The 18,617-nt window shown below is 63.0% G+C and carries 15 protein-coding genes; 2 read left to right on the forward strand and 13 right to left on the reverse strand.

Annotated features, from left to right (window positions below; all coding sequences use genetic code 11):
- Positions 1 to 23 precede the first annotated feature (23 nt).
- Positions 24 to 1,208: an NAD(P)/FAD-dependent oxidoreductase gene (locus tag AAEQ75_RS10760; RefSeq protein ID WP_343352248.1), complete on the reverse strand. Its 1,185-nt coding sequence runs from the start codon at positions 1,206 to 1,208 to the stop codon at positions 24 to 26.
- A 204-nt stretch (positions 1,209 to 1,412) separates the two neighbouring features.
- On the opposite strand from AAEQ75_RS10760, the gene AAEQ75_RS10765 reads away from it, so the two are divergent.
- On the forward strand, positions 1,413 to 2,144 hold the full coding sequence (locus AAEQ75_RS10765; protein WP_296233073.1) for a substrate-binding periplasmic protein: 732 nt from the start codon (positions 1,413 to 1,415) through the stop codon (positions 2,142 to 2,144).
- Here the strand turns inward: AAEQ75_RS10765 and AAEQ75_RS10770 are convergent, their stop codons facing one another.
- The 3 genes from AAEQ75_RS10770 to mdtD all read right to left on the reverse strand — a co-directional run bounded on the left by AAEQ75_RS10770 (position 2,145) and on the right by mdtD (position 6,378).
- The gene (locus AAEQ75_RS10770) at positions 2,145 to 3,380 is read right to left on the reverse strand and encodes a GGDEF domain-containing response regulator (protein WP_343352251.1); all 1,236 of its coding nucleotides are present in this window, start codon (positions 3,378 to 3,380) and stop codon (positions 2,145 to 2,147) included.
- Between the two features lie 150 nt (positions 3,381 to 3,530).
- The gene (dbpA, locus tag AAEQ75_RS10775; protein WP_343352253.1) at positions 3,531 to 4,907 is read right to left on the reverse strand and encodes an ATP-dependent RNA helicase DbpA; all 1,377 of its coding nucleotides are present in this window, start codon (positions 4,905 to 4,907) and stop codon (positions 3,531 to 3,533) included.
- A 49-nt stretch (positions 4,908 to 4,956) separates the two neighbouring features.
- Positions 4,957 to 6,378 carry a multidrug transporter subunit MdtD gene (gene mdtD, locus AAEQ75_RS10780; RefSeq protein ID WP_343352255.1) on the reverse strand — a complete coding sequence of 474 codons (1,422 nt, stop codon included), beginning with the start codon at positions 6,376 to 6,378 and terminating at the stop codon, positions 4,957 to 4,959.
- Positions 6,379 to 6,522: 144 nt separating this feature from the next.
- Between mdtD and torT the strand changes: the two genes are divergently transcribed.
- Entirely contained in the window at positions 6,523 to 7,542 is a 1,020-nt protein-coding gene (torT, locus tag AAEQ75_RS10785) for a TMAO reductase system periplasmic protein TorT (RefSeq protein WP_343352257.1), read from the forward strand.
- Here torT and betA read toward each other — a convergent pair.
- The 9 genes from betA to AAEQ75_RS10830 form a co-directional block, all read right to left on the reverse strand.
- Positions 7,531 to 9,237 carry a choline dehydrogenase gene (gene betA / locus AAEQ75_RS10790; RefSeq protein ID WP_343352259.1) on the reverse strand — a complete coding sequence of 569 codons (1,707 nt, stop codon included), beginning with the start codon at positions 9,235 to 9,237 and terminating at the stop codon, positions 7,531 to 7,533. The two genes, torT and betA, sit on opposite strands and share 12 nt — an antisense overlap.
- A 162-nt stretch (positions 9,238 to 9,399) precedes the next feature.
- On the reverse strand, positions 9,400 to 10,872 hold the full coding sequence (gene betB, locus AAEQ75_RS10795) for a betaine-aldehyde dehydrogenase (protein ID WP_343352261.1): 1,473 nt from the start codon (positions 10,870 to 10,872) through the stop codon (positions 9,400 to 9,402).
- Positions 10,873 to 11,257: 385 nt separating this feature from the next.
- Positions 11,258 to 11,848 carry a transcriptional regulator BetI gene (gene betI / locus AAEQ75_RS10800; protein WP_343352263.1) on the reverse strand — a complete coding sequence of 197 codons (591 nt, stop codon included), beginning with the start codon at positions 11,846 to 11,848 and terminating at the stop codon, positions 11,258 to 11,260.
- Positions 11,849 to 12,083: 235 nt separating this feature from the next.
- Positions 12,084 to 12,935 carry a glycine betaine ABC transporter substrate-binding protein gene (locus AAEQ75_RS10805; RefSeq protein WP_343352265.1) on the reverse strand — a complete coding sequence of 284 codons (852 nt, stop codon included), beginning with the start codon at positions 12,933 to 12,935 and terminating at the stop codon, positions 12,084 to 12,086.
- A gap of 207 nt (positions 12,936 to 13,142) precedes the next feature.
- A complete protein-coding gene (locus AAEQ75_RS10810; protein ID WP_316914106.1) occupies positions 13,143 to 14,087 on the reverse strand; it encodes a choline ABC transporter substrate-binding protein in 945 nt (314 codons plus the stop codon).
- A gap of 31 nt (positions 14,088 to 14,118) precedes the next feature.
- On the reverse strand, positions 14,119 to 15,003 hold the full coding sequence (locus AAEQ75_RS10815) for an ABC transporter permease (RefSeq protein ID WP_099522842.1): 885 nt from the start codon (positions 15,001 to 15,003) through the stop codon (positions 14,119 to 14,121).
- Complete coding sequence (locus AAEQ75_RS10820; RefSeq protein ID WP_343352268.1) at positions 14,996 to 16,201, reverse strand: quaternary amine ABC transporter ATP-binding protein; 1,206 nt, start codon at positions 16,199 to 16,201, stop codon at positions 14,996 to 14,998. The genes AAEQ75_RS10815 and AAEQ75_RS10820 overlap by 8 nt, the downstream gene beginning before the upstream one ends.
- A 533-nt stretch (positions 16,202 to 16,734) precedes the next feature.
- Complete coding sequence (locus tag AAEQ75_RS10825; RefSeq protein ID WP_343352270.1) at positions 16,735 to 17,049, reverse strand: hypothetical protein; 315 nt, start codon at positions 17,047 to 17,049, stop codon at positions 16,735 to 16,737.
- A gap of 126 nt (positions 17,050 to 17,175) precedes the next feature.
- The gene (locus tag AAEQ75_RS10830; RefSeq protein ID WP_343352272.1) at positions 17,176 to 18,120 is read right to left on the reverse strand and encodes an ABC transporter substrate-binding protein; all 945 of its coding nucleotides are present in this window, start codon (positions 18,118 to 18,120) and stop codon (positions 17,176 to 17,178) included.
- Positions 18,121 to 18,617: the final 497 nt, after the last annotated feature.

Below are 18,617 nucleotides of genomic sequence, written 5' to 3' on the forward strand. Positions count from 1 at the left end.
CAAATGGGGCGCAAAATTTTGTCTCAGACGTATTGCGCGGCGGCGTAGCCCGAAGCCCAGGCCCATTGGAAGTTGAAGCCGCCGAGGTGGCCGGTGACGTCGAGCACTTCGCCGATGAAATACAGCCCCGGCACCTTGAGCGACTCCAGCGTCTTCGACGACACCTCGTCGGTGTTCACCCCGCCCAGGGTTACCTCGGCGGTGCGGTAGCCCTCGGTGCCGGCCGGCACCAGCTGCCAGTCGGAGAGACGCTCGGCGATCGTCTTGAGCTCGCCAGGCGTGTACTGCTTGAGGGGTTTGTTGCTGAACCAGGCGTCGACCAGCAGGGTCGCCATCTTTTTGGTGAACAGCTCGGCCAGCAGAGTTTTCAGCTCGCTGTTGCCGCGCTCGCGCTGTTGCGTCGCCAGCCATTCAGGCAGATCGATGTGCGGCAGCAGGTCGATGTGCACGGTGTCGCCCGGCTGCCAGTAGGAGGAAATCTGCAGGATCGCCGGCCCGGACAGGCCGCGGTGGGTGAAGAGGATGTTCTCGACGAAGCTCTGGCCGTTGCAGCTTACCCGGCAATCCTCCACCGAAGTGCCGGACAGCTCGGTGCACAGCGCCTTGAGTTGCGGATCGGTGAGGGTGAACGGCACCAGCCCGGCGCGGGTTGGCAGCAGTTCGTGGCCGAATTGCCTGGCCACCTGATAGCCGAAGCCGGTGGCGCCCAGGGTCGGAATCGACAGCCCTCCGGTGGCGATCACCAGCGACTGGCAGGCCACGGCGCCGAGATCGGTTTGCAGGCAGAAGCCGGCGTCGGTTTTCTCGATGCTCTGCACGGCGGTATCGAGGCGGATCTCTGCGCCTGCTTCTGCGCACTCGGCCAGCAGCAGTTCGAGGATGTCGCTGGACTTGTTATCGCAGAACAGCTGGCCGAGTTTCTTCTCGTGATACGGCACGCCATGCTTGGCCACCAGGCCGATGAAGTCCCATTGAGTGAAGCGCGCCAGGGCCGACTTGCAGAAGTGCGGGTTACCAGAGAGGAAATTACCCGGCTCGCAGTACAGGTTGGTGAAGTTGCAGCGGCCACCACCGGACATGAGAATCTTCTTGCCGGCCTTGTTGGCGTGGTCGAGCACCAGCACCCGACGGCCACGAGCGGCGGCGCTGGCAGCGCACATGAGGCCGGCGGCGCCTGCGCCGATGATCAGTACGTCGGTTTGCAACACGATAGGTCCTCGGGTGGTTCATTGCCGCAGAAAGGCTGCGTGAAAACCTTGCAAGTTTACCCGAAGCCGCTCTGTACACCCGGTTCTGTCGGCATGCCGCTGGCACCAGTGGCATGCTCCGGTGACTGTCTCGAATTTGAGACAGTGACGAGTGGCCCTGCGCCTGCTATCACTAGAACGAAGATTTCGGATGGATTGTCACCCATGCCTGCAGTACGCGTCTGGCTATTGCTCCTCCTGCTGTCGCCTGCGCTGGCCTCGGCCGAACTGCTGCGTCTGGTGGCCAATCCCTGGCCGCCTTTCAATGACCAGGACCTTCCCGGCAAGGGGCTGGCCAGTGACCTGGTGGAACAGGCGCTCAAGCGCGCGGGCTACAGCACCAGTTATGTGGAAGTGCCCTGGGAGCGAGCGGTATTGGGGCTCAAGCGCGGCGACTACGACGTGCTGATCAACGCCTGGTACAGCGCCGAGCGCACCGAGTACGGCTATTTTTCCCAGCCCTATCTGGTCAATCGCATCCGCCTGATGCAGCGCAAGGGCGGTTCGATTCGCTTCGAAAACCTGGCCGATCTCTACCCGTACAGCATCGCGGTGATTCGCGGCTATGCCTATTCCAAGGAGTTCGACAGCGACCCGCGCCTGCTCAAGGTGGGTGTCGGCAGCTTCGAGATTGCCGCACGCATGTTGCATGCCGGGCGAGTGCAGCTCGCGCTGGAAGACGAGTTGGTGGCGCGTCATGTTCTCGCGCGAGAGTTGAACTCCATTCGCGATGAGCTGGAGTTCTTGCCCTTGCCGCTGAGCGAGAATGGCCTGCACATACTGGTGAGGCGCAGCCATCCCCATTTTCGCGAGATCGCCAGACGCTTCGATGCAGCGATTCAGGCGATGAGCGACGATGGCAGCTATGCCACGACGCTACAGCGGCACGCTCCCTGATCAGGCCAGGACAGTGCGCGCGCGGCCCTGCTGCTTGGCCCGATATAGGCGAATGTCGGCTTCGTGCAGCAGGCTCTCCAGGTCTTCCGGCTCACCCTGATACAGCCCGGCGCTGAACGATAACGGCGGGGCGCCTACGGTGTAGTGCAGCCCGGCACACTGGCGGCGCAATCTATCCAGCGCCTGGGCTACGTGCTCCGCGCCATGCAGGGTGAGCAGGGCGAACTCCTCGCCACCCAGGCGGCCGAGCAGCATGTCGGGGAAGGCATTGCTCATCGCCCGTGCGAATACCACCAGGGCGCTGTCGCCGCTGGCATGGCCGAAGCCATCGTTGATCTGCTTGAAGTGATCGAGGTCGAGCATCGCCACGCTGATCTCGCGGCCTTCCCGTTGCGCCTGCTGCAGCATCTTCAGGCCCTGTTCGTAGAAGGCCCGGCGATTGTTCAAGCCGGTCAGGGCATCGAACTGCGCCGCCTTCTTCAGGGCGCGCAACAGGTCGCGGCGCTCCAGAGTCGACATCACCCGGCAGTTCAGCTCTTCCGGGCAGAACGGCTTGCGCAGGAAATCGTCGGCGCCATGCTTGATGAACTGGGCGCTGAGCGAGCCTTTGGGGTCGGCGGAAACGCCAATGATGATCAGGTCATTGAGGCGCAGCTTCTGGCGCAGCAGCTTGACCAGCTCGAAGCCGCTGACGCCCGGCATGGCATGATCGAGGACCAGCAGGTCGAGGTCGGGGTGCTCGTTCAGCTGGCGCAGAGTCTCCTTGCCGTCGCTGGCTTCGATGATCTGGTAGTGGTGCGCTTCGAGAATGTGGCGGATGTAATGGCGCTGCGCTGCAGAGTCGTCGGCGATGAGAATCTTGATATGGCTGTTGTGATCGAGCCGGTGCAGCAGGCGGAAGGCGTACTCGTAGGAGTGCTGGCTTTCCTTGAGCACGTAGTCGACCACGCCTTTCATCAGCAGGTCGTCGCGCCGCTGTTCGTTGTAGCTGCCACTGAGCACGATGCACGGCAGGTTATAGCGCATCACCAGGTCGACGCTCTCGCCGTCCGGTGCATCGGGCAGGTGCAGGTCGACGATGGCGGCGAAGAACAGCGCGGCCGAGGTTTCCAGCATCACTTCGGCTTCTGCTAGCGAGGCACAGAAGATCGGCTCCAGATCGGTTTCCTGGCGAAACAGATGTTCGAGGATCTTCAGTACCAGTGGACTGTCTTCAATGACCAGAATATTGCGCATGGGTAACTCCGGCCCAGGCCTTTTGATGCTTTATATCAGCCTAAGAGCCTGTTCGCGATCTTGCGAGCCAGAGCGCCCGGCAGGAAAACGAGCGTCCGAGCTTGCTTTCAACGCAGTAGCGCCGACGCGCAGCAGGCCGTGTGCAGGCTCTTACAGTAGACGCACGCGCAGTGTTCTGCCCTTGATCTTGCCCTCAGTGAGGCGCTTGAGCGCCTGGCGGGCGACATCGCGCTCGACTGCGACATAGGCCTGGTAGTCGAACAGGGCGATCCTGCCGACCTGGCTACCGGGCAGCCCGGCGTCGCCGGTCAGGGCACCGAGAATATCGCCGGGGCGCAGCTTGTCCTTGCGTCCGGCGCCGATGCACAGCGTATGCATCGGCGGCAGCAACGGCTCACCCGTTGCCTTGGCCGCGGGTAATGGGTACCAGGCCAGCTCCTTGCCTTGCAGGGTTTCGATGGCCTGGGCGCGACCGGCTTCAGCGGGCGCCACCAGGCTCAGTGCCAGGCCTTTCTCGCCAGCGCGACCACTACGGCCGATACGGTGGATATGCACCTCGGCATCACGCGACAGCTCGACGTTGATCACCATTTCCAGCCCCGCGATATCCAGGCCGCGCGCGGCCACGTCGGTGGCCACCAGCACACTGAGGCTGCGATTGGCGAACAGGGCGAGGATCTGGTCGCGATCGCGCTGTTCCAGATCGCCATGCAGGGCCGCGGCGGAGATCTTCTCGGCTTCCAGTTGCGCGGCCAGCTCGTCGCACTGCTGGCGCGTGGCGCAGAAGGCCACGGTTGGTTGCTTGCGGAAATGCCGCAGCAGGGTGCTGACCGCTTCCATGCGCTGGCTCGGCGCTATTTCGTAGAAGCGCTGCTCGATCTGTCCGTCATCATGCTGAGCCTCCACTTCGACCCGCTCCGGGCTACGCAAGAAACGCGCGGCAAGCTGTTCGATGGCAGGCGGATAGGTGGCGGAGAACAGCAGGGTCTGACGGCGTGCCGGGGTCTGCTCGATGATTTCACTGATGCTGTCGATGAAACCCATGTCGAGCATGCGGTCAGCTTCGTCGAGCACCAGGGTATTGAGTCCATCGACTTTCAGCGTGCCCTTGCGCAGGTGCTCCTGTACCCGCCCCGGGGTGCCGACTATTACGTGCGCACCATGCTCCAGCGAGCCGATCTGCGGTCCGAAGGGTACGCCGCCGCAGAGGGTGAGCACCTTGATGTTGTCGGCGGCGCGGGCCAGGCGGCGGAGTTCCTTGGCCACCTGATCGGCCAGTTCGCGCGTCGGGCACAGCACCATGGCCTGGCAGCCGAAGTAGCGCGGGTTGAGCGGGTGCAGCAGGCCGATGCCGAAGGCTGCGGTCTTGCCGCTGCCGGTCTTGGCCTGGGCGATCAGATCGCGGCCCTTGAGAATCAGCGGCAGGCTGGCGGCCTGGATCGGCGTCATCTCGGCATAGCCGATGGCGGCGAGGTTGGCCTGCATGGCGGCAGAAATGGGCAGGCTGGCGAAGGCGGTAGCGGTCACGGCAAGTGCTCGGGGATGGCGAAACAGGGCGGCAGTGTAGCAGGCCCGATCATTCGTCCGCTGAAACCTCGATATTGCGGCCGCTGCGGCCATCTTTCGCATCCAGTTGCAGGAAGATCGCTGCCGCCAGCATCGACAGCAGGCCGACGCACAGGTAGGTGGCCTGGAACGCCTGCAACACATGCCCACTGTCACCCAGTTCACGGCTGAAACCACTGAGCAGCGCTGCCGCCGACGCAACGCCGAGGCCCATCGCCAGTTGCACCACCACCGACAGCAGGCTGTTGCCGCTGCTGGCGTCGCGGTTGTCCAGGTCGATCAGGGTCACGGTATTCATTGCGGTGAACTGCAGTGAGTTGCAGGCGCCGATCAGGCCTAGCTGGATGATCAACTGCATCGTCGAGGTCTCGGCATCGACCAGCGCCAGGCTGGCGATCAGGGCGCCGAGCAGCAAGGTATTGCTGGTGAGGATGGTGCGGTAGCCGAGGCGTTCGATCAGCGGTTTGGCCAGGGGCTTGGCCGCCATCGCCGCCAGTGCCAGCGGGATCAGGCTCATGCCGGCCTGGGCCGGCGAATAGCCCATCGCCAGTTGCAGCAACAGCGGCGTGAGGAAGGGCAGCGCGCCGCTACCGAGGCGGGCGAACAGGTTGCCGATGATGCCCACGGCGAAGCTACGGGTATGAAATAGCGCGGGTGAGAACAAGGGGTGCTCGATGCGCCCGGCGCGCAGCCAGTAGGCGGCCAGGCAGGCCATGCCGCCGAGCAACAGCAGCACCACGCGCATGGTTGGCAGGTGCAGCTCGCCCAGCCCTTCCAGCGCCACGGTGATCAGCAGCATCGCCGCGCCGAACAGCAGGAAACCGGCGGTATCGAAGCGGCTGCGTTCCGGCCCGCGCAGATCCGGCATGTGCCGCCATACCGCCCAACAGCCGAGCAGTCCCACCGGCAGGTTGATCAGGAAAATCCAGTGCCAGCTGGCCACCTCCACCAGCCAGCCGCCTAGACTTGGGCCGATCAGCGGGCCGAGCAGGCCGGGCAGGGTGATGAAGCTCATGATCCGCACCAGCTCCGAGCGCGGATAAGCGCGCAGCACCACCAGGCGCCCGACCGGCATCATCAGCGCGCCGCCCAGGCCCTGGATGACCCGTGCGCCGATCAGCATGCTGAGCGACTCTGACAGCGCGCAGAGCAGTGAACCGAGGCTGAACAGGGCGATGGCGCCGAAGAAGATACGCCGCGTACCGAAACGGTCGGCTACCCAGCCAGAGGCCGGTATCAGCAGGGCCACGGTGAGCATGTAGGCGATCACCACCGACTGCATGCGCAGTGGATCTTCGTTGAGATCGCCCGCCATGGCTGGCAGCGCCGTATTGAGGATGGTGCCGTCAAGCGTCTGCATGAAGAAGGCGATGGCGACTATCCAGGGCAGCAGGCGGGCGGTGCGTGGGTCGAGCAGGGCAGGGTTGGTCATGCTGTTCTCATGGGTTGTGCCTTTCACTCTAGGCTGCGGGTTCTGTGGGGGCAACCGCGGCAGGCTGCAGGCAGGCGCGAGTCAATGGGAGTTGCTACGCTGGGTTGACTGGCACATCGCCCCGCAAGGGCTAAGGATGGCTTCATGCGCTGGTTGTCTCTGTGGTTTTCGCTGGCCTGTCAGCCGCTGCTGGCAGCCGAGTGGTTCCCGTATCCGGTACGCGCCGATGGCCGCCTGCTGGATTACCGGCCTCTGCCGGTGGCCAGCCAGCCCTGGCGGATCTGCGCGCTATTGCCTCATGGCAAGGATCGCTACTGGTGGGGCGTGGCCTGGGGTCTGGACCAGGAGGCCAACCGTCTGGGCGTGCGCCTGGGCATCTATGAGGCTGGTGGCTACGAGCATGCCGAGGTGCAGGTGGAGCAGTTCGAGCATTGCGTGGCCGAGGGCGCCGATGCCTTCGTCGTCGCCAGCATCAACACCTATGACCTGTGCAGCGCGGCAGAAGTGCAGAGCAAGGCGGGCCGCCCGGTCATCGATCTGGTCAATCGCCTGGAGTGCCCAACGCTGAGCGCACACTCGCGGGTCGATTTCGCCGACATGGCGCGCACCACGCTTGAGTATCTGGTGCGCATCAGCGACGGTCGGCCGATTCAGGTCGGCTGGCTACCCGGCCCAGCCGATGCAGGCTGGGTGCAGGATGCCGAACGCGGTCTGCGCGATGCCTTGCCGGGAACCCAGGTGACCCTGATCCATGGCGGCTACGGCCCGGTGGATCGCAGCCGGCAGGCGCAGCTTGCGCGCGAGTTGTTCAAGCAGCATCCGCATCTCGATTATCTGATCGCCAATGCCGAGGCAGCGGCCTTCGCTGCGCAGTTGGTGCGCAACCTCGGCTCCGAGGCGCAGGTGCTGTCGCTGTACGCCACCGAGCGGGTGCTGGAACAGATTCGCGAGGGACAGGTGCTGGCCGCGCCCACCGATTCACCGGTGATTCAGGCTCGTATCGCGCTGGATATGGCCGTTCGTGGCCTGCAGGGCGAAAAACTGCCGCAACTGGTGAGCCCGCAGATCGAAATGCTCGACGCGGACGCGCTGGATCGCTTCGACCTCGGCCGGCTGATGCCGCCCGAGGGGCATTGGATGATCCGCCAGGAATTACCCGACTAACCTGTCGTGCTGGCTGCGCAGCGGCGTGCCGCGCACCGGACGCTCACCAGCGACGAAGTAAGGCGCGGTGCTGCGCGGCAAAGGCTGGCGACCACGAATCCGGTCCGCGATCTTCTCCGCCATCATGATGGTGGTGGCGTTGAGGTTGCCGGTGATGATCTCCGGCATGATCGACGCATCCACCACGCGCAAGCCCTGCACGCCGTGCACGCGGCCCTGGCTATCCACGACTGCCATGTCGTCCTCACCCATCTTGCACGAGCAGGACGGGTGGAAGGCGGTTTCCGCGTGCTCACGAATGAAGGCATCGAGCTCGGCGTCGCTCTGCACATGCGCGCCAGGGCTGATTTCACGGCCACGGTAAGGGTCCAGTGCCGGTTGTGCCATGATCTCGCGGGTGAGGCGAATGCCGTCGCGGAACTCCTGCCAGTCCTGCTCATGACTCATGTAGTTGAAGAGGATGCTCGGGTGCTGGCGCGGGTCCTTGGACTTGAGCTGGATGCGTCCGCGGCTGGGCGAGCGCATCGAGCCGACATGAGCCTGGAAACCGTGCTCGTTGACTGCGTTGCTGCCGTTGTAGTTGATCGCCACCGGCAAGAAGTGGAACTGGATGTTGGGCCAGGCGAACTCCGTGCGCGTGCGGATGAAACCGCCGGCCTCGAACTGGTTGCTGGCGCCGATGCCGTTGCCGGCGAACAGCCATTGCGCGCCGATGCCCGGTTGGTTGAGCAGCTTGAGCGCCGGGTACAGTGACACTGGCTGGGTGCAGGCGTACTGCAGGTACATCTCGAGGTGGTCTTGCAGGTTCTGGCCGACGCCAGGCAGTTCATGCACCAGCGGGATATCCAGCTCGCGCAGCAGCGCGGCAGGGCCAACGCCGGAGCGCTGCAGGATCTGCGGCGAGGCGATGGCGCCGGCGCACAGCAGCACTTCGCGACGGGCGCGGGCTTCAGTGGCGTTGTTCGAGTTGCCGATCAGGTAGCTCACGCCGCTGGCGCGCTTGCCGTCGAACAGGATGCGGTCGGTGGTGGCGTGGGTGACGATGGTCAGGCTCGGCCGCTCGCGGGCTTGGTCCAGATAACCGCGTGCGGTGCTGGCGCGGCGGCCTTCCGGGGTCACGGTGCGGTCCATCGGGCCGAATCCTTCCTGCTGATAGCCGTTGAGGTCATCGGTGCGTGGGTAACCAGCCTGCACGCCGGCCTCGACCATGGCGTGGAACAGCGGGTTGTTGCCGGCCTTTGGCGTGGTCACGCTCACCGGGCCATCGCCGCCGTGGTAATCGTTGGGGCCGATATCGCGGGTTTCCGCCTTGCGGAAATACGGCAGGCAGTCCAGATAAGTCCAGTCTTCCAGGCCTTTGGCCGTGGCCCAATTGTCGAAATCCAGCGCGTTGCCGCGGATGTAGCACATGCCGTTGATCAAGGATGAGCCGCCCAGGCCCTTGCCGCGTCCGCACTCCATACGGCGGTTGTTCATGTACGGCTCGGGTTCGGTCTCGTAGGCCCAGTTGTAGCGCCGCCCCTGCAGCGGGAAGGCCAGGGCGGCCGGCATCTGGGTGCGGAAATCGAGGCGGTAATCTGGGCCGCCAGCTTCCAGCAGCAGTACGCTGACGTCTGCGTCTTCGGTTAGCCGGGTGGCCAGGACGTTACCGGCCGAACCGGCGCCGATGATGATGTAGTCGAATTCCTGGGTCATGGCTCCTCCTGTCGCCCGGCTGCGAGCCGGGAAAACCTGGATGAATGTCCCCGGATGGCATCCGGGCTACGGGGGCGGCGATTCTTTGTAGGAGCGGATTCATCCGCGATGTCTTTCGCGGCTGAAGCGGTGCGCCGCCCGGCCGCTCCCACAGAACGATGTTCAGAACACTGACGCGTAATCGCCCATTTCCAGCTGTACCGACTTGATGCGGGTGTAGTGGCCGAGGGTGACCAGGCCGTTCTCACGGCCGACGCCGGACTGCTTGTAGCCGCCCACCGGCATTTCGGCCGGCGACTCACCCCAGGTGTTGATCCAGCAGATGCCGGCTTCCAGCTTGTGGATCACCCGGTGCGCGCGGTTCAGATCGCGAGTCACCACGCCGGCAGCCAGGCCGTAGTCGGTATCGTTGGCGCGGCGGATCACTTCCTCTTCGCTGTCGTAGATGAGGATGCTCATCACCGGGCCGAAGATTTCCTCGCGCACGATGCTCATGTCGTCGCGGCAGTCGGTGAACACGGTCGGCGCCACGTAGGCGCCCTTGGCGTAGTCGCCATCCGTGACGCGTGAACCGCCGATCAGCAGGCGCGCGCCCTCTTTGCGGCCCTGCTCGATGTAGCCGAGCACGCTTTCCATGTGCGCGTAGCTCACCAGCGGGCCGAAGTTGGTGGTGTCGCCGAGCGGATCGCCTAGGCGGATGCGCTTGACGCGCTCCAGCACCTTGGCCTCGAAGCGCGCTTGCAGCATGCGCGGTACGAACACGCGGGTGCCGTTGGTGCATACCTGGCCGGAACTGTAGAAGTTGGCCATCACCGCGATGTCGGCGGCGCGGTCCAGATCGGCGTCCTCGAACACGATCAGCGGCGACTTGCCGCCCAGCTCCATGGTCACTTCCTTGAGGCTGGAACTGGAGGCGCTGGCCATCACTTTCTTGCCGGTGACGGTGCCGCCGGTGAAGGAGATCTTCTCGATACCCGGATGCTCGGTCAGCCACTGGCCGACTTCGCGACCGCTGCCGGTGAGCACGTTGAACACGCCGTCGGGCAGGCCGGCTGCGGTATAGATCTCGGCCAGTTTCAGTGCGGTCAGCGAGGTGACTTCGCTGGGCTTGAAGATCATCGCGTTACCGGCGGCCAGGGCCGGAGCGGACTTCCACAGGGCGATCTGGATCGGGTAGTTCCAGGCACCGATGCCGGCGACCACGCCCAGCGGTTCGCGACGGGTGTAGACGAAAGAGGTCTCGCGCAGCGGGATCTGCTCGCCTTCGATGGCCGGGATCAGGCCAGCGTAGTACTCCAGCACGTCGGCGCCGGTAACGATATCGACGTAGCGGGTTTCCGACAGTGGCTTGCCGGTGTCGAGGGTTTCCAGCTCGGCCAGCTCGTCGTTGCGCTCACGCAGGATGTCGACGGCCTTGCGCAGGATGCGCGAGCGCTGCATGGCGGTCATCGCTGCCCACACCTTCTGCCCTTCGGTGGCACTGGCCACGGCACGGTCGACGTCGGCCTGGCTGGCGCGCTGCACCTTGGCCAGCACCTCACCGGTGGCCGGGTTGATGCTGTCGAAGGTTTCTCCACTGCTGGCGGCGACGTACTGACCACCGATGTAGAGCTGCTGTTCGGAGAAACGGGGCATGGGCTGTCCTCTGCACTTGGCAATCTGCTAAGAGAACAGCCTATTTTATTTAAATTGAACGATCAATCAACAAAAACGACAGCGCGCAGCCAAACGCGACATGCACGCGGGCGAACGGTCGTCCGTAGGGTGCGCCATGCGCACCTAGCGATCTAAGAGCGTGTTCAAAGTCTGCTGCGCGTCGGCCATGCAGCGTTGAAATCAAGCTGGAACGCCAGCCCGGTCAGAATGCTCATTTACAGCTCGTAAAGTCGAACGCGACTCCGAGCGTTCTTCGCACGATTCGCGGGGCCGCCATCGGTATTGCCTGGCTCTAGCTCGCGAGACTTTGAACAGGCTCTAAATGATCAGAAGAGGGGGTTGTACGCGGTGCGCACAGCGCACCCTACAAGGCCTTGGCCAACTGCAGGTCGAGATAGTCGTAAGCGATGCGGCGCGCCTGTTCGGTGTCGAAGGCCTCGCCGGACAGCGCGCCGCGCAGCCACAGGCCGTCGATCAGCGAAGCCAGCCCACGGGCGGCGAAGCGCGCCTGATCCTGCGGCAGTGCGCGATGGAACTGGCCACACAGGTTGGAGTAGAGGCGGTGATCATTGACCCGCTGCAGGCGGCGCAGGGCCGGCTGATGCATGCTGCTGGCCCAGAACGCCAGCCAGGTTTTCATCGCCGGACCGCTGACCTGGCTGTCGTCGAAGTTACCATCGATCATCGCCTTCAGGTGTGCCCGAGGGCTGTCCTCGCGCAATGCGCGACGGCGTTCTCCCACGGCATTGCTGAGCGCCTGCATCAAATGGCGCATGGTCGCTTCGAGCAGCCCGTTCTTGTCGTTGAAGTAGTGGCTGATGATGCCGTTCGACACCCCCGCCAGGCGGGCGATATAGGCGATGCTGGCATCGGCCATGCCGACCTGGTCGACCGCTTCCAGGGTGGCGGCGATCAGTTGCGAACGACGAATGGGCTGCATGCCGACCTTGGGCATGGGGATCTCCAGCGGGTGAAGTTGGGCCGGAGTCTAGGCGGATTTTGATCGTTCGATCAATCAAGCGAGGTGGGGAGCGGGGGGCGGGGCGCCGATTCCGCAGGCTGTCACGGGGCCACCTTGGCCGTGCACACCGCCTTATCATCGGTGCCTGCGGTGCACACGCGACCTTGCGACATCCTACGGAAACGACAAAGCGGGCCGAAGCCCGCTTTGTGATGCGACAGGGTGAGGCTTACTTCAGCCATTCCGCAACGCGGTCCGGGTTCTGGGCGATCCAGTCCTTGGCAGCCTGGTCAGGCTTGGCGCCTTCGCGGATGGCCAGCATGACTGCACCGACTTCTTCGCCGCTCCAGGAAATCTTGCTGAGGAAAGCAGCAGCGTCGGCGGCCTTGCCCTTCAGTTCCGGGTTGGCCACGGTGTCGACACGCTCGTCGTCGCCGAAGACTTTCTTCGGATCTTCAAGGAAGCGCAGTTTCCACTTGGCGAACATCCAGTGCGGAATCCAGCCGGTGACCACGATCGGCTTCTGCGCCTTCTCGGCACGGGTCAGGGCGGTGGCCATGGCCGGGCCCGAGCTCGGCATCAGCTTGATGCTGGCCAGGTTGTATTCCTTGATGGCGTCTTCGGTGCGGCGCATCACGCCGGCACCGGCGTCGATACCGGTGATCTTGCCGTCGAAGTCCTTGGCGTATTTTTCCAGGTCTTCGATGGTCTTGGCTTGTACGTAGTCCGGCACGATCAGGCCGATCTTGGCGCCGGAGTAGTTGGTGCCGAGGATTTCCACCTTGTCCTTGAGCTTGTCGTAGTACTCGCCGTGGGTAGCCGGCAGCCAGGCGGAGAGGGTGGCATCGAGGTCGCCACGGGCCACGCCCTGCCACATGATGGCGGGTTCGACCGGCTTCAGCTCGACGCTGTAGCCGAGTTTGCTTTGCAGGATTTCACCGGCGACATGGGTGACGGCGACGCTGTCGTCCCAGCCGTTGACGTAGCCGATCTTCAGGGTGGGTTTGTCAGCGGCCAGGGCGCTGCCCATGCCGATGGCCAGGGCGGCAGCGCCGAGGCAGAGGTGCTTAAGTACGCGCATGTTGTTGTGCTCCATCAGTGAGTGGCAGTTGCAAAATCGTTGACTGGCTCGTTCTCATTGCGGGCCTTGCGAATCCGTGTTGCGCAGCAGATAGCGGTTTCGCGGGCAAAGTCTCCCCGTCACGGCCAGAAATCAGCCGCTAGTGGTTTGCGAGGAGATTTTCAGGCTCGAACCCTGAGGTTCGAGCCCGAATCGGGTCGTGGCCTGTTACAGCCCGACGTGTTTCTTCACGGCGGCAACGCCGTCCTGACCGTCAAAGGTGGTCACGCCGTTCAGCCACTGGTCGAGGATCGCCGGGTTGGCCTTGATCCACTCCTTGGCGACGGTCTGCGGGTTTTCCTTCTCCAGCACCTTTTCCATCAGTTGGCTTTCGATATCGACGGTGAACTGCAGGTTGTTCAGCAGTTTGCCGACGTTCTCGCAGCGTGCTTCGTAATCCGGAGGTACCACGGTGTAGACCTTGGCTGCGCCGTAGTCGGGGCCGAACACGTCGTCACCGCCGGACAGGTAGGTGATGTCGTGCTGAGTGTTCATCGGGTGCGGCGCCCAGCCGAGGAAGACCACCGGCTCTTTCTTCTTGATGGCGCGCGATACCTGCACCAGCATCCCGGCTTCGCTGGACTCGACCATGCGGAAGTCGCCGAGGTCGAACTGGTTGTTCTTGATCATGCCGTCGATCAGCAGGTTGCCGTCGTTACCCGGCTCGATGCCGTAGATCTTGCCGCCCAGTTGATCCTTGAACTTGGCGATGTCCTGGAAGCTCTTCAGGCCAGCCTCGGCTGCGTAGGTCGGCACGGCGAGGGTGTACTTGGCGCCTTCGAGGTTGGCCTTGGGCAGCACCTTGACGCCGTCATCCTTGAGGAAGGGCTCGATCACCGAGTCCATCGACGGCGCCCAGTAGCCGAGGAAGACATCGACCTGGCCGCTCTTCACGCCGGTGAAGGCGATAGGCACCGAGGCCATGATCTTGCGTGGCTGATAGCCCAGGCCTTCGGCCAGGGTCATGGCCACACCGGTAGTGGCGGCGATGTCGGCCCAGCCAATTTCGGCAAAGCGTACCTGCTTGCAGCTGGCAGGTTCAGCGGCCATGGCGCCCTGCATCAGTGCGCAGGACAACAGGCCAATGACGGCGGTGGTCTTGATCGTTTTCATCTGCGGTTCCCTGTGAAGTGAAAAAAACGTATTAGCTGGACTGGCGCTGCAGTTTGCCACTGAACCAGGCGAATAGGCCGCGTTTGGCGGTCTGCGGCGTGCCGAAGCTTTCGGTGATGCGGTCGAGGATGATTGCCAGCAGCACCACGGCCATGCCGCTCTCGAAGCCTAGACCGATGTCCAGTCGCTGGATACTTGCCAATACATCGTTACCCAGGCCACCGGCGCCGACCATCGAGGCGATGATCACCATCGACAGGGCCATCATGATGGTCTGGTTGACCCCGGCCATGATCGACGGCATGGCATTGGGCAGTTGCACCTTGAACAGCAACTGGCGGCTGGTGCAGCCGAAGGATTGACCGGCCTCGACGATTTCCTTGTTCACCTGGCGGATACCCAGGCTGGTCAGGCGCACGGCTGGCGGCATGGCGAAGATCACCGTGGCGATGATGCCTGGTACGCGACCAAGGCCGAAGAGCATGGCAGCCGGGATCAGGTAGACGAACGCCGGCATGGTCTGCATGAAGTCGAGAATCGGCCGGATGATGGTCGCCACGCGCTCGCTCTTGGCAGCCCAGATGCCTAGTGGGATCCCCAGCAGCAGGCTAATCAGGGTGGCAGAGAAGGTCAGGCCGAGGGTGACCACGGTCTGATCCCAGAAACCGGTCATGACGATCAGGATGAAGGCCACGGCGGTGAAGATCGCGAAGCGTGCGCCGATGCGCCACAGGCCGAGAGCAACGAAGATGGCGATCAGCAACCAGGCTGGCGGCAGCATCAGCACCTTCTCGATGGCCTCGGAGAAGCCGGCGACCACGCTGCCAATGCTGTCGAAGGCACCGCTGTAGTTGTCCAGCAGGTGCTGGACGACGTCGTTGACCCAGCTACCCAGGTCGAGTTTCTTGTCACTCATTGGATTCCCCCTGCAGTCGGGTCAGCAGACGGCCCTTGCTGATGGCGCCGCAGTAATGGCCGTCGGCGTCCACCACCGGGATCGGACCTTCGTTGTCCACCAGACGGGTGATCACATCTTCCAGCGGCATGTCTTCGGGCACCGGCACGACCTGCTTGAGCGCATCCGCTTCGAGTGGTCGGGGTTCGTCGCCGTCGACCATCAGGGCGATCTTCTCCAGGCTGATGGAACCCTGGAAGTTGTTCTGTTCGTCGACGATGAAGGCGTAGTGCTTGTCCAGCGCCTGCAGCTCCTTGCAGATCTTCGCCGCGTCCGGCGCGCTGCCGTTGTAGACGTAGGTCGGCACGCTGTCGGCCTTGAGCTGGCCGGCGGTGAGATAACGGCTGGTGTCGACGGTGTCGAAGAAGTTGCGCACGTACTCGTTGGCTGGCTTTTCGATCAGTTCCTGCGGGGTGCCTACCTGGATCAGCTTGCCGCCTTCCATGATGCCGATGCGGGTACCGATGCGCATGGCCTCTTCGATGTCGTGGGAGACGAAGATGATGGTACGGCGATGGGTCTTCTGCAGCTCCAGCAGCACGTCCTGCATTTCGCGGCGCTTGAGCGGGTCGAGGGCGGAGAAGGCCTCGTCCATGATGATCATCGACGGGTTGACCGTCAGCGCACGGGCCAGGCCGACGCGCTGCTGCATGCCGCCGGAGAGTTCGTGCGGGTACTTTTGGGCGAAAGTGTCCAGGCCAACCTGCTTGAGCACTTCCATGGCGCGCTTTTCGCGCTCCTTGCGGCCGGTGCCGGCCACTTCCAGGCCGAAGGCGGCGTTGTCCAGCACGCTGCGCGAAGGCATCAGGGCGAATGACTGGAAGACCATGCTCATGTCGCGGCGGCGCAGGTCGATCAGTTGCGACTGCGGCAGCTTGGCCACGTTCTGGCCATCGATGTAGACGTCACCGCCGCTGGGCTCGACCAGGCGGTTGATCAGACGGATCAGGGTGGATTTGCCAGAACCGGACAGGCCCATGAGCACGAAGATTTCGCCCTCTTCGACACTGAACGACACATCGCTGACGCCGATCACGGCGCCTTTCTCGGCCAGAATCCTCTCCTTGCTCCAGCCTTCCTTGAGCAGGTCGATGGCTTCTTGTGGGTTAGGGCCGAAAACCTTGTACAGGTGTTCGACCACGATCTTTCCAGACTGCATGGGACGTTTCCCCTTCAATCGGCATCCAGTTCGCGCTGGCACGGCTGGGTACGCATCGTCGAAGCGTAGAACAGCGGTGTCAGGCTTCTGATACCTGTTTGGGTGTTTGCTGGGTTTCGGGGCTGGCGAGCGCTTCGCTGCGGGCGTCGGATGTGGCGCTCGGGCACGCTGCAGCGGACGCGGCTGGTGGCAGAAACTGCCCACTGCGTCGTCGCAACCTGTTGATGAGTGACCACTGTCTTGCCGTGCTGCAAACCGCTTTCCAAACCCTCTGGCAGTGTTTCGAAGCCCATTCCTTTGGGGTTTCATGCGTCGTCCTGGCGCATGCGTACATCCGAAATTTCTTGTTGGGCTGGCGCCCTATCGATGGTGGGCCAGCGCTTATCTGTTCTTCGGTCCGGGGCGGTGGGCCCCAGTCTGCCGGTCCCCTCGGGAGGCGGCAGCGACGTCATCGGCTGACTCAACGATATAGTCTTGGGGTCTGCGCAATTATCGGTTTGCGACCCTGACGTGTTGGGCGACGACATGGCCCGTCACACCCCGTGTTTTCCATGTTTTCGCCGTTTTTCGGGCTCCTGAAAGCACTGCGTGATGCCGTTTTGAATAGCGCTCGATGTGAGCATCGAGAAGCGCTTTCGAGAACGTGCTTTAAAAACCTTAACAGACTTTTTCGTCCCTTGGCCAAGGCTGAAAGCCGCGCCGGTGCTGGTTTTCAGCCCTTTAAGCGAGGCGCAGGCGGCGTAGCGCGGGGGCTGTGGCGATGTTGAAAAAAATTTACAGCCAGAGGTGGAGGCGTGCCGAAAAGCGTTGAAAAATCCAAAGGCGGCGCAATGTGACCGGTCGGTCATGGTTGGCCAGGCTTGCGAGCCTGGCCGTGATTCTCGACACGACAAGGGAGATCCCTTTCCAGCCATGAAGTGTTCTCTGTTTTCCGCCATTTTTATTGATTTTTCTCGGCTATTTCGTCGAATTTATCAGTCATTTTTCGCTAGCGATACGTCGAATACCTTGCTGATGGGGCCGCCTTGATAGCGAGTCACACCTTCCAGCCAGGACGCAACCATCTGCGGGTTGTCTTCGATCCACTGCTTGGCCACGCGGCGGCGATTGGTATTGCCTTCCAGCACGGCGCTCATCAAATGGTTTTCTGCGGCGATGGTGAAGGTCATGTTGCGAAACAGCTTGGCCAGATTGGGACACTGCTGGCTGAAGCCGCCGCGTGCCACCGTGTTGACCTGCGCTGCACCGTAATTGGGGCCGAAATAATCATCGCCACCGGCCAGATAGCTCATCTTCAGACGCTCGTTCATCGGGTGCGGTTCCCAGCCCAGAAAAACTGCCCATTTGCCCAGGCGCTGAGCGCGTTCGACGTGGTTGAGCATGCCGCTTTCGCTGGACTCCACCAGGGTGAATCCCTGCAAGCCGAATACGTTGTCGCGGATCATGCCTTTGACCATCTCGTTGCCTTCGTTGCCGGGCTCGATGCCGAAGATCTGCCCGTTGAGCTCGTCCTTGAAACGATGGATGTCGGCGAAGTCCTTGAGCCCCGCTTCATAACCTGGTGCCAGCACTGCCAGGGTGTAGCGCACCGTGGGCAGGTTGGTGTGCAGTTTTTCGATCTTGCCGCTGTCCAAGTGCGGCTGTACCTGCTCGCTCTGTGCCGGCATCCAGTTGCCAAGGAACACGTCCAGCTGGCCTTCGGACAATCCACGATAGGTATCGGGCAGTGACATGCGGCGGATCTGCGTGCGATAGCCGATCTCGCCCAGTATCAGGCGAGCCACGGCGGTGGTCATGGTGATGTCGGTCCAGCCTACATCGCTGAGGCGTACCAGCTCGCAGCGCTCGGATTCCGCGGCGTACAAGGTGGTGGATGAGGTGAGGGCGATCACGAGCAGCCAGCGAGCAAATCTGTTCATGGGGTGTGCCTCTGTTCGGGCGGCTGAAGCCGCTGGAAGATTCCTGGAGCGGACGATTGGCTATTTCACAGCAAGAGGTGGGCCGCCCCCTGGGCGAGAAGCGACACTGGCATGCCGAGAAAAGACCCCGATACGGCTGCTCGCTGCGGCGTGATTGAATATGTACGAGTCGGTTGGAGATCTGGACGTGCTGACGAAAGTTGGATCATCGCGAACCTGTTGCGGATTCGTCAGGTCGCTTGTCTCTATCAGGTCTGGCGGCTGGTGCATCGGCGAGCGTTGACCTGTGCTGGTGCAGTGATTCTGGCTAGGCCACCGCTTCGCGAGATTTTGGTGCGACGCGTGCGGTCATCGACTCCATCGGTCGTGACCGATCGGTCGCTGCTGTTACCGTCCGTCCGTTACTGGTAATCAGGGCAGCCGTAGCAGGCCACTCAATCCGTGCTACCGAAATGCTCAAAGCCTTGCGGCAAGAGGCTTTGAGAGCGTTTCGCAAG

It is taken from the genome of Pseudomonas sediminis (genome assembly GCF_039555755.1).
Lineage (GTDB): Bacteria > Pseudomonadota > Gammaproteobacteria > Pseudomonadales > Pseudomonadaceae > Aquipseudomonas > Aquipseudomonas mendocina_D.

Bases quoted from the DNA above. Each gene is read 5' to 3' on its own strand.
- AAEQ75_RS10830 (WP_343352272.1), bottom strand. From the start codon at position 18,120: ATGAACAGATTTGCTCGCTGGCTGCTCGTGATCGCCCTCACCTCATCC.
- AAEQ75_RS10765 (WP_296233073.1), top strand. From the start codon at position 1,413: ATGCCTGCAGTACGCGTCTGGCTATTGCTCCTCCTGCTGTCGCCTGCG.
- betA (WP_343352259.1), bottom strand. From the start codon at position 9,237: ATGACCCAGGAATTCGACTACATCATCATCGGCGCCGGTTCGGCCGGT.
- AAEQ75_RS10770 (WP_343352251.1), bottom strand. From the start codon at position 3,380: ATGCGCAATATTCTGGTCATTGAAGACAGTCCACTGGTACTGAAGATC.
- betB (WP_343352261.1), bottom strand. From the start codon at position 10,872: ATGCCCCGTTTCTCCGAACAGCAGCTCTACATCGGTGGTCAGTACGTC.
- AAEQ75_RS10820 (WP_343352268.1), bottom strand. From the start codon at position 16,201: ATGCAGTCTGGAAAGATCGTGGTCGAACACCTGTACAAGGTTTTCGGC.
- AAEQ75_RS10810 (WP_316914106.1), bottom strand. From the start codon at position 14,087: ATGAAAACGATCAAGACCACCGCCGTCATTGGCCTGTTGTCCTGCGCA.
- torT (WP_343352257.1), top strand. From the start codon at position 6,523: ATGCGCTGGTTGTCTCTGTGGTTTTCGCTGGCCTGTCAGCCGCTGCTG.
- AAEQ75_RS10825 (WP_343352270.1), bottom strand. From the start codon at position 17,049: ATGACCGACCGGTCACATTGCGCCGCCTTTGGATTTTTCAACGCTTTT.
- betI (WP_343352263.1), bottom strand. From the start codon at position 11,848: ATGCCCAAGGTCGGCATGCAGCCCATTCGTCGTTCGCAACTGATCGCC.
- mdtD (WP_343352255.1), bottom strand. From the start codon at position 6,378: ATGACCAACCCTGCCCTGCTCGACCCACGCACCGCCCGCCTGCTGCCC.
- AAEQ75_RS10815 (WP_099522842.1), bottom strand. From the start codon at position 15,003: ATGAGTGACAAGAAACTCGACCTGGGTAGCTGGGTCAACGACGTCGTC.
- AAEQ75_RS10805 (WP_343352265.1), bottom strand. From the start codon at position 12,935: ATGCGCGTACTTAAGCACCTCTGCCTCGGCGCTGCCGCCCTGGCCATC.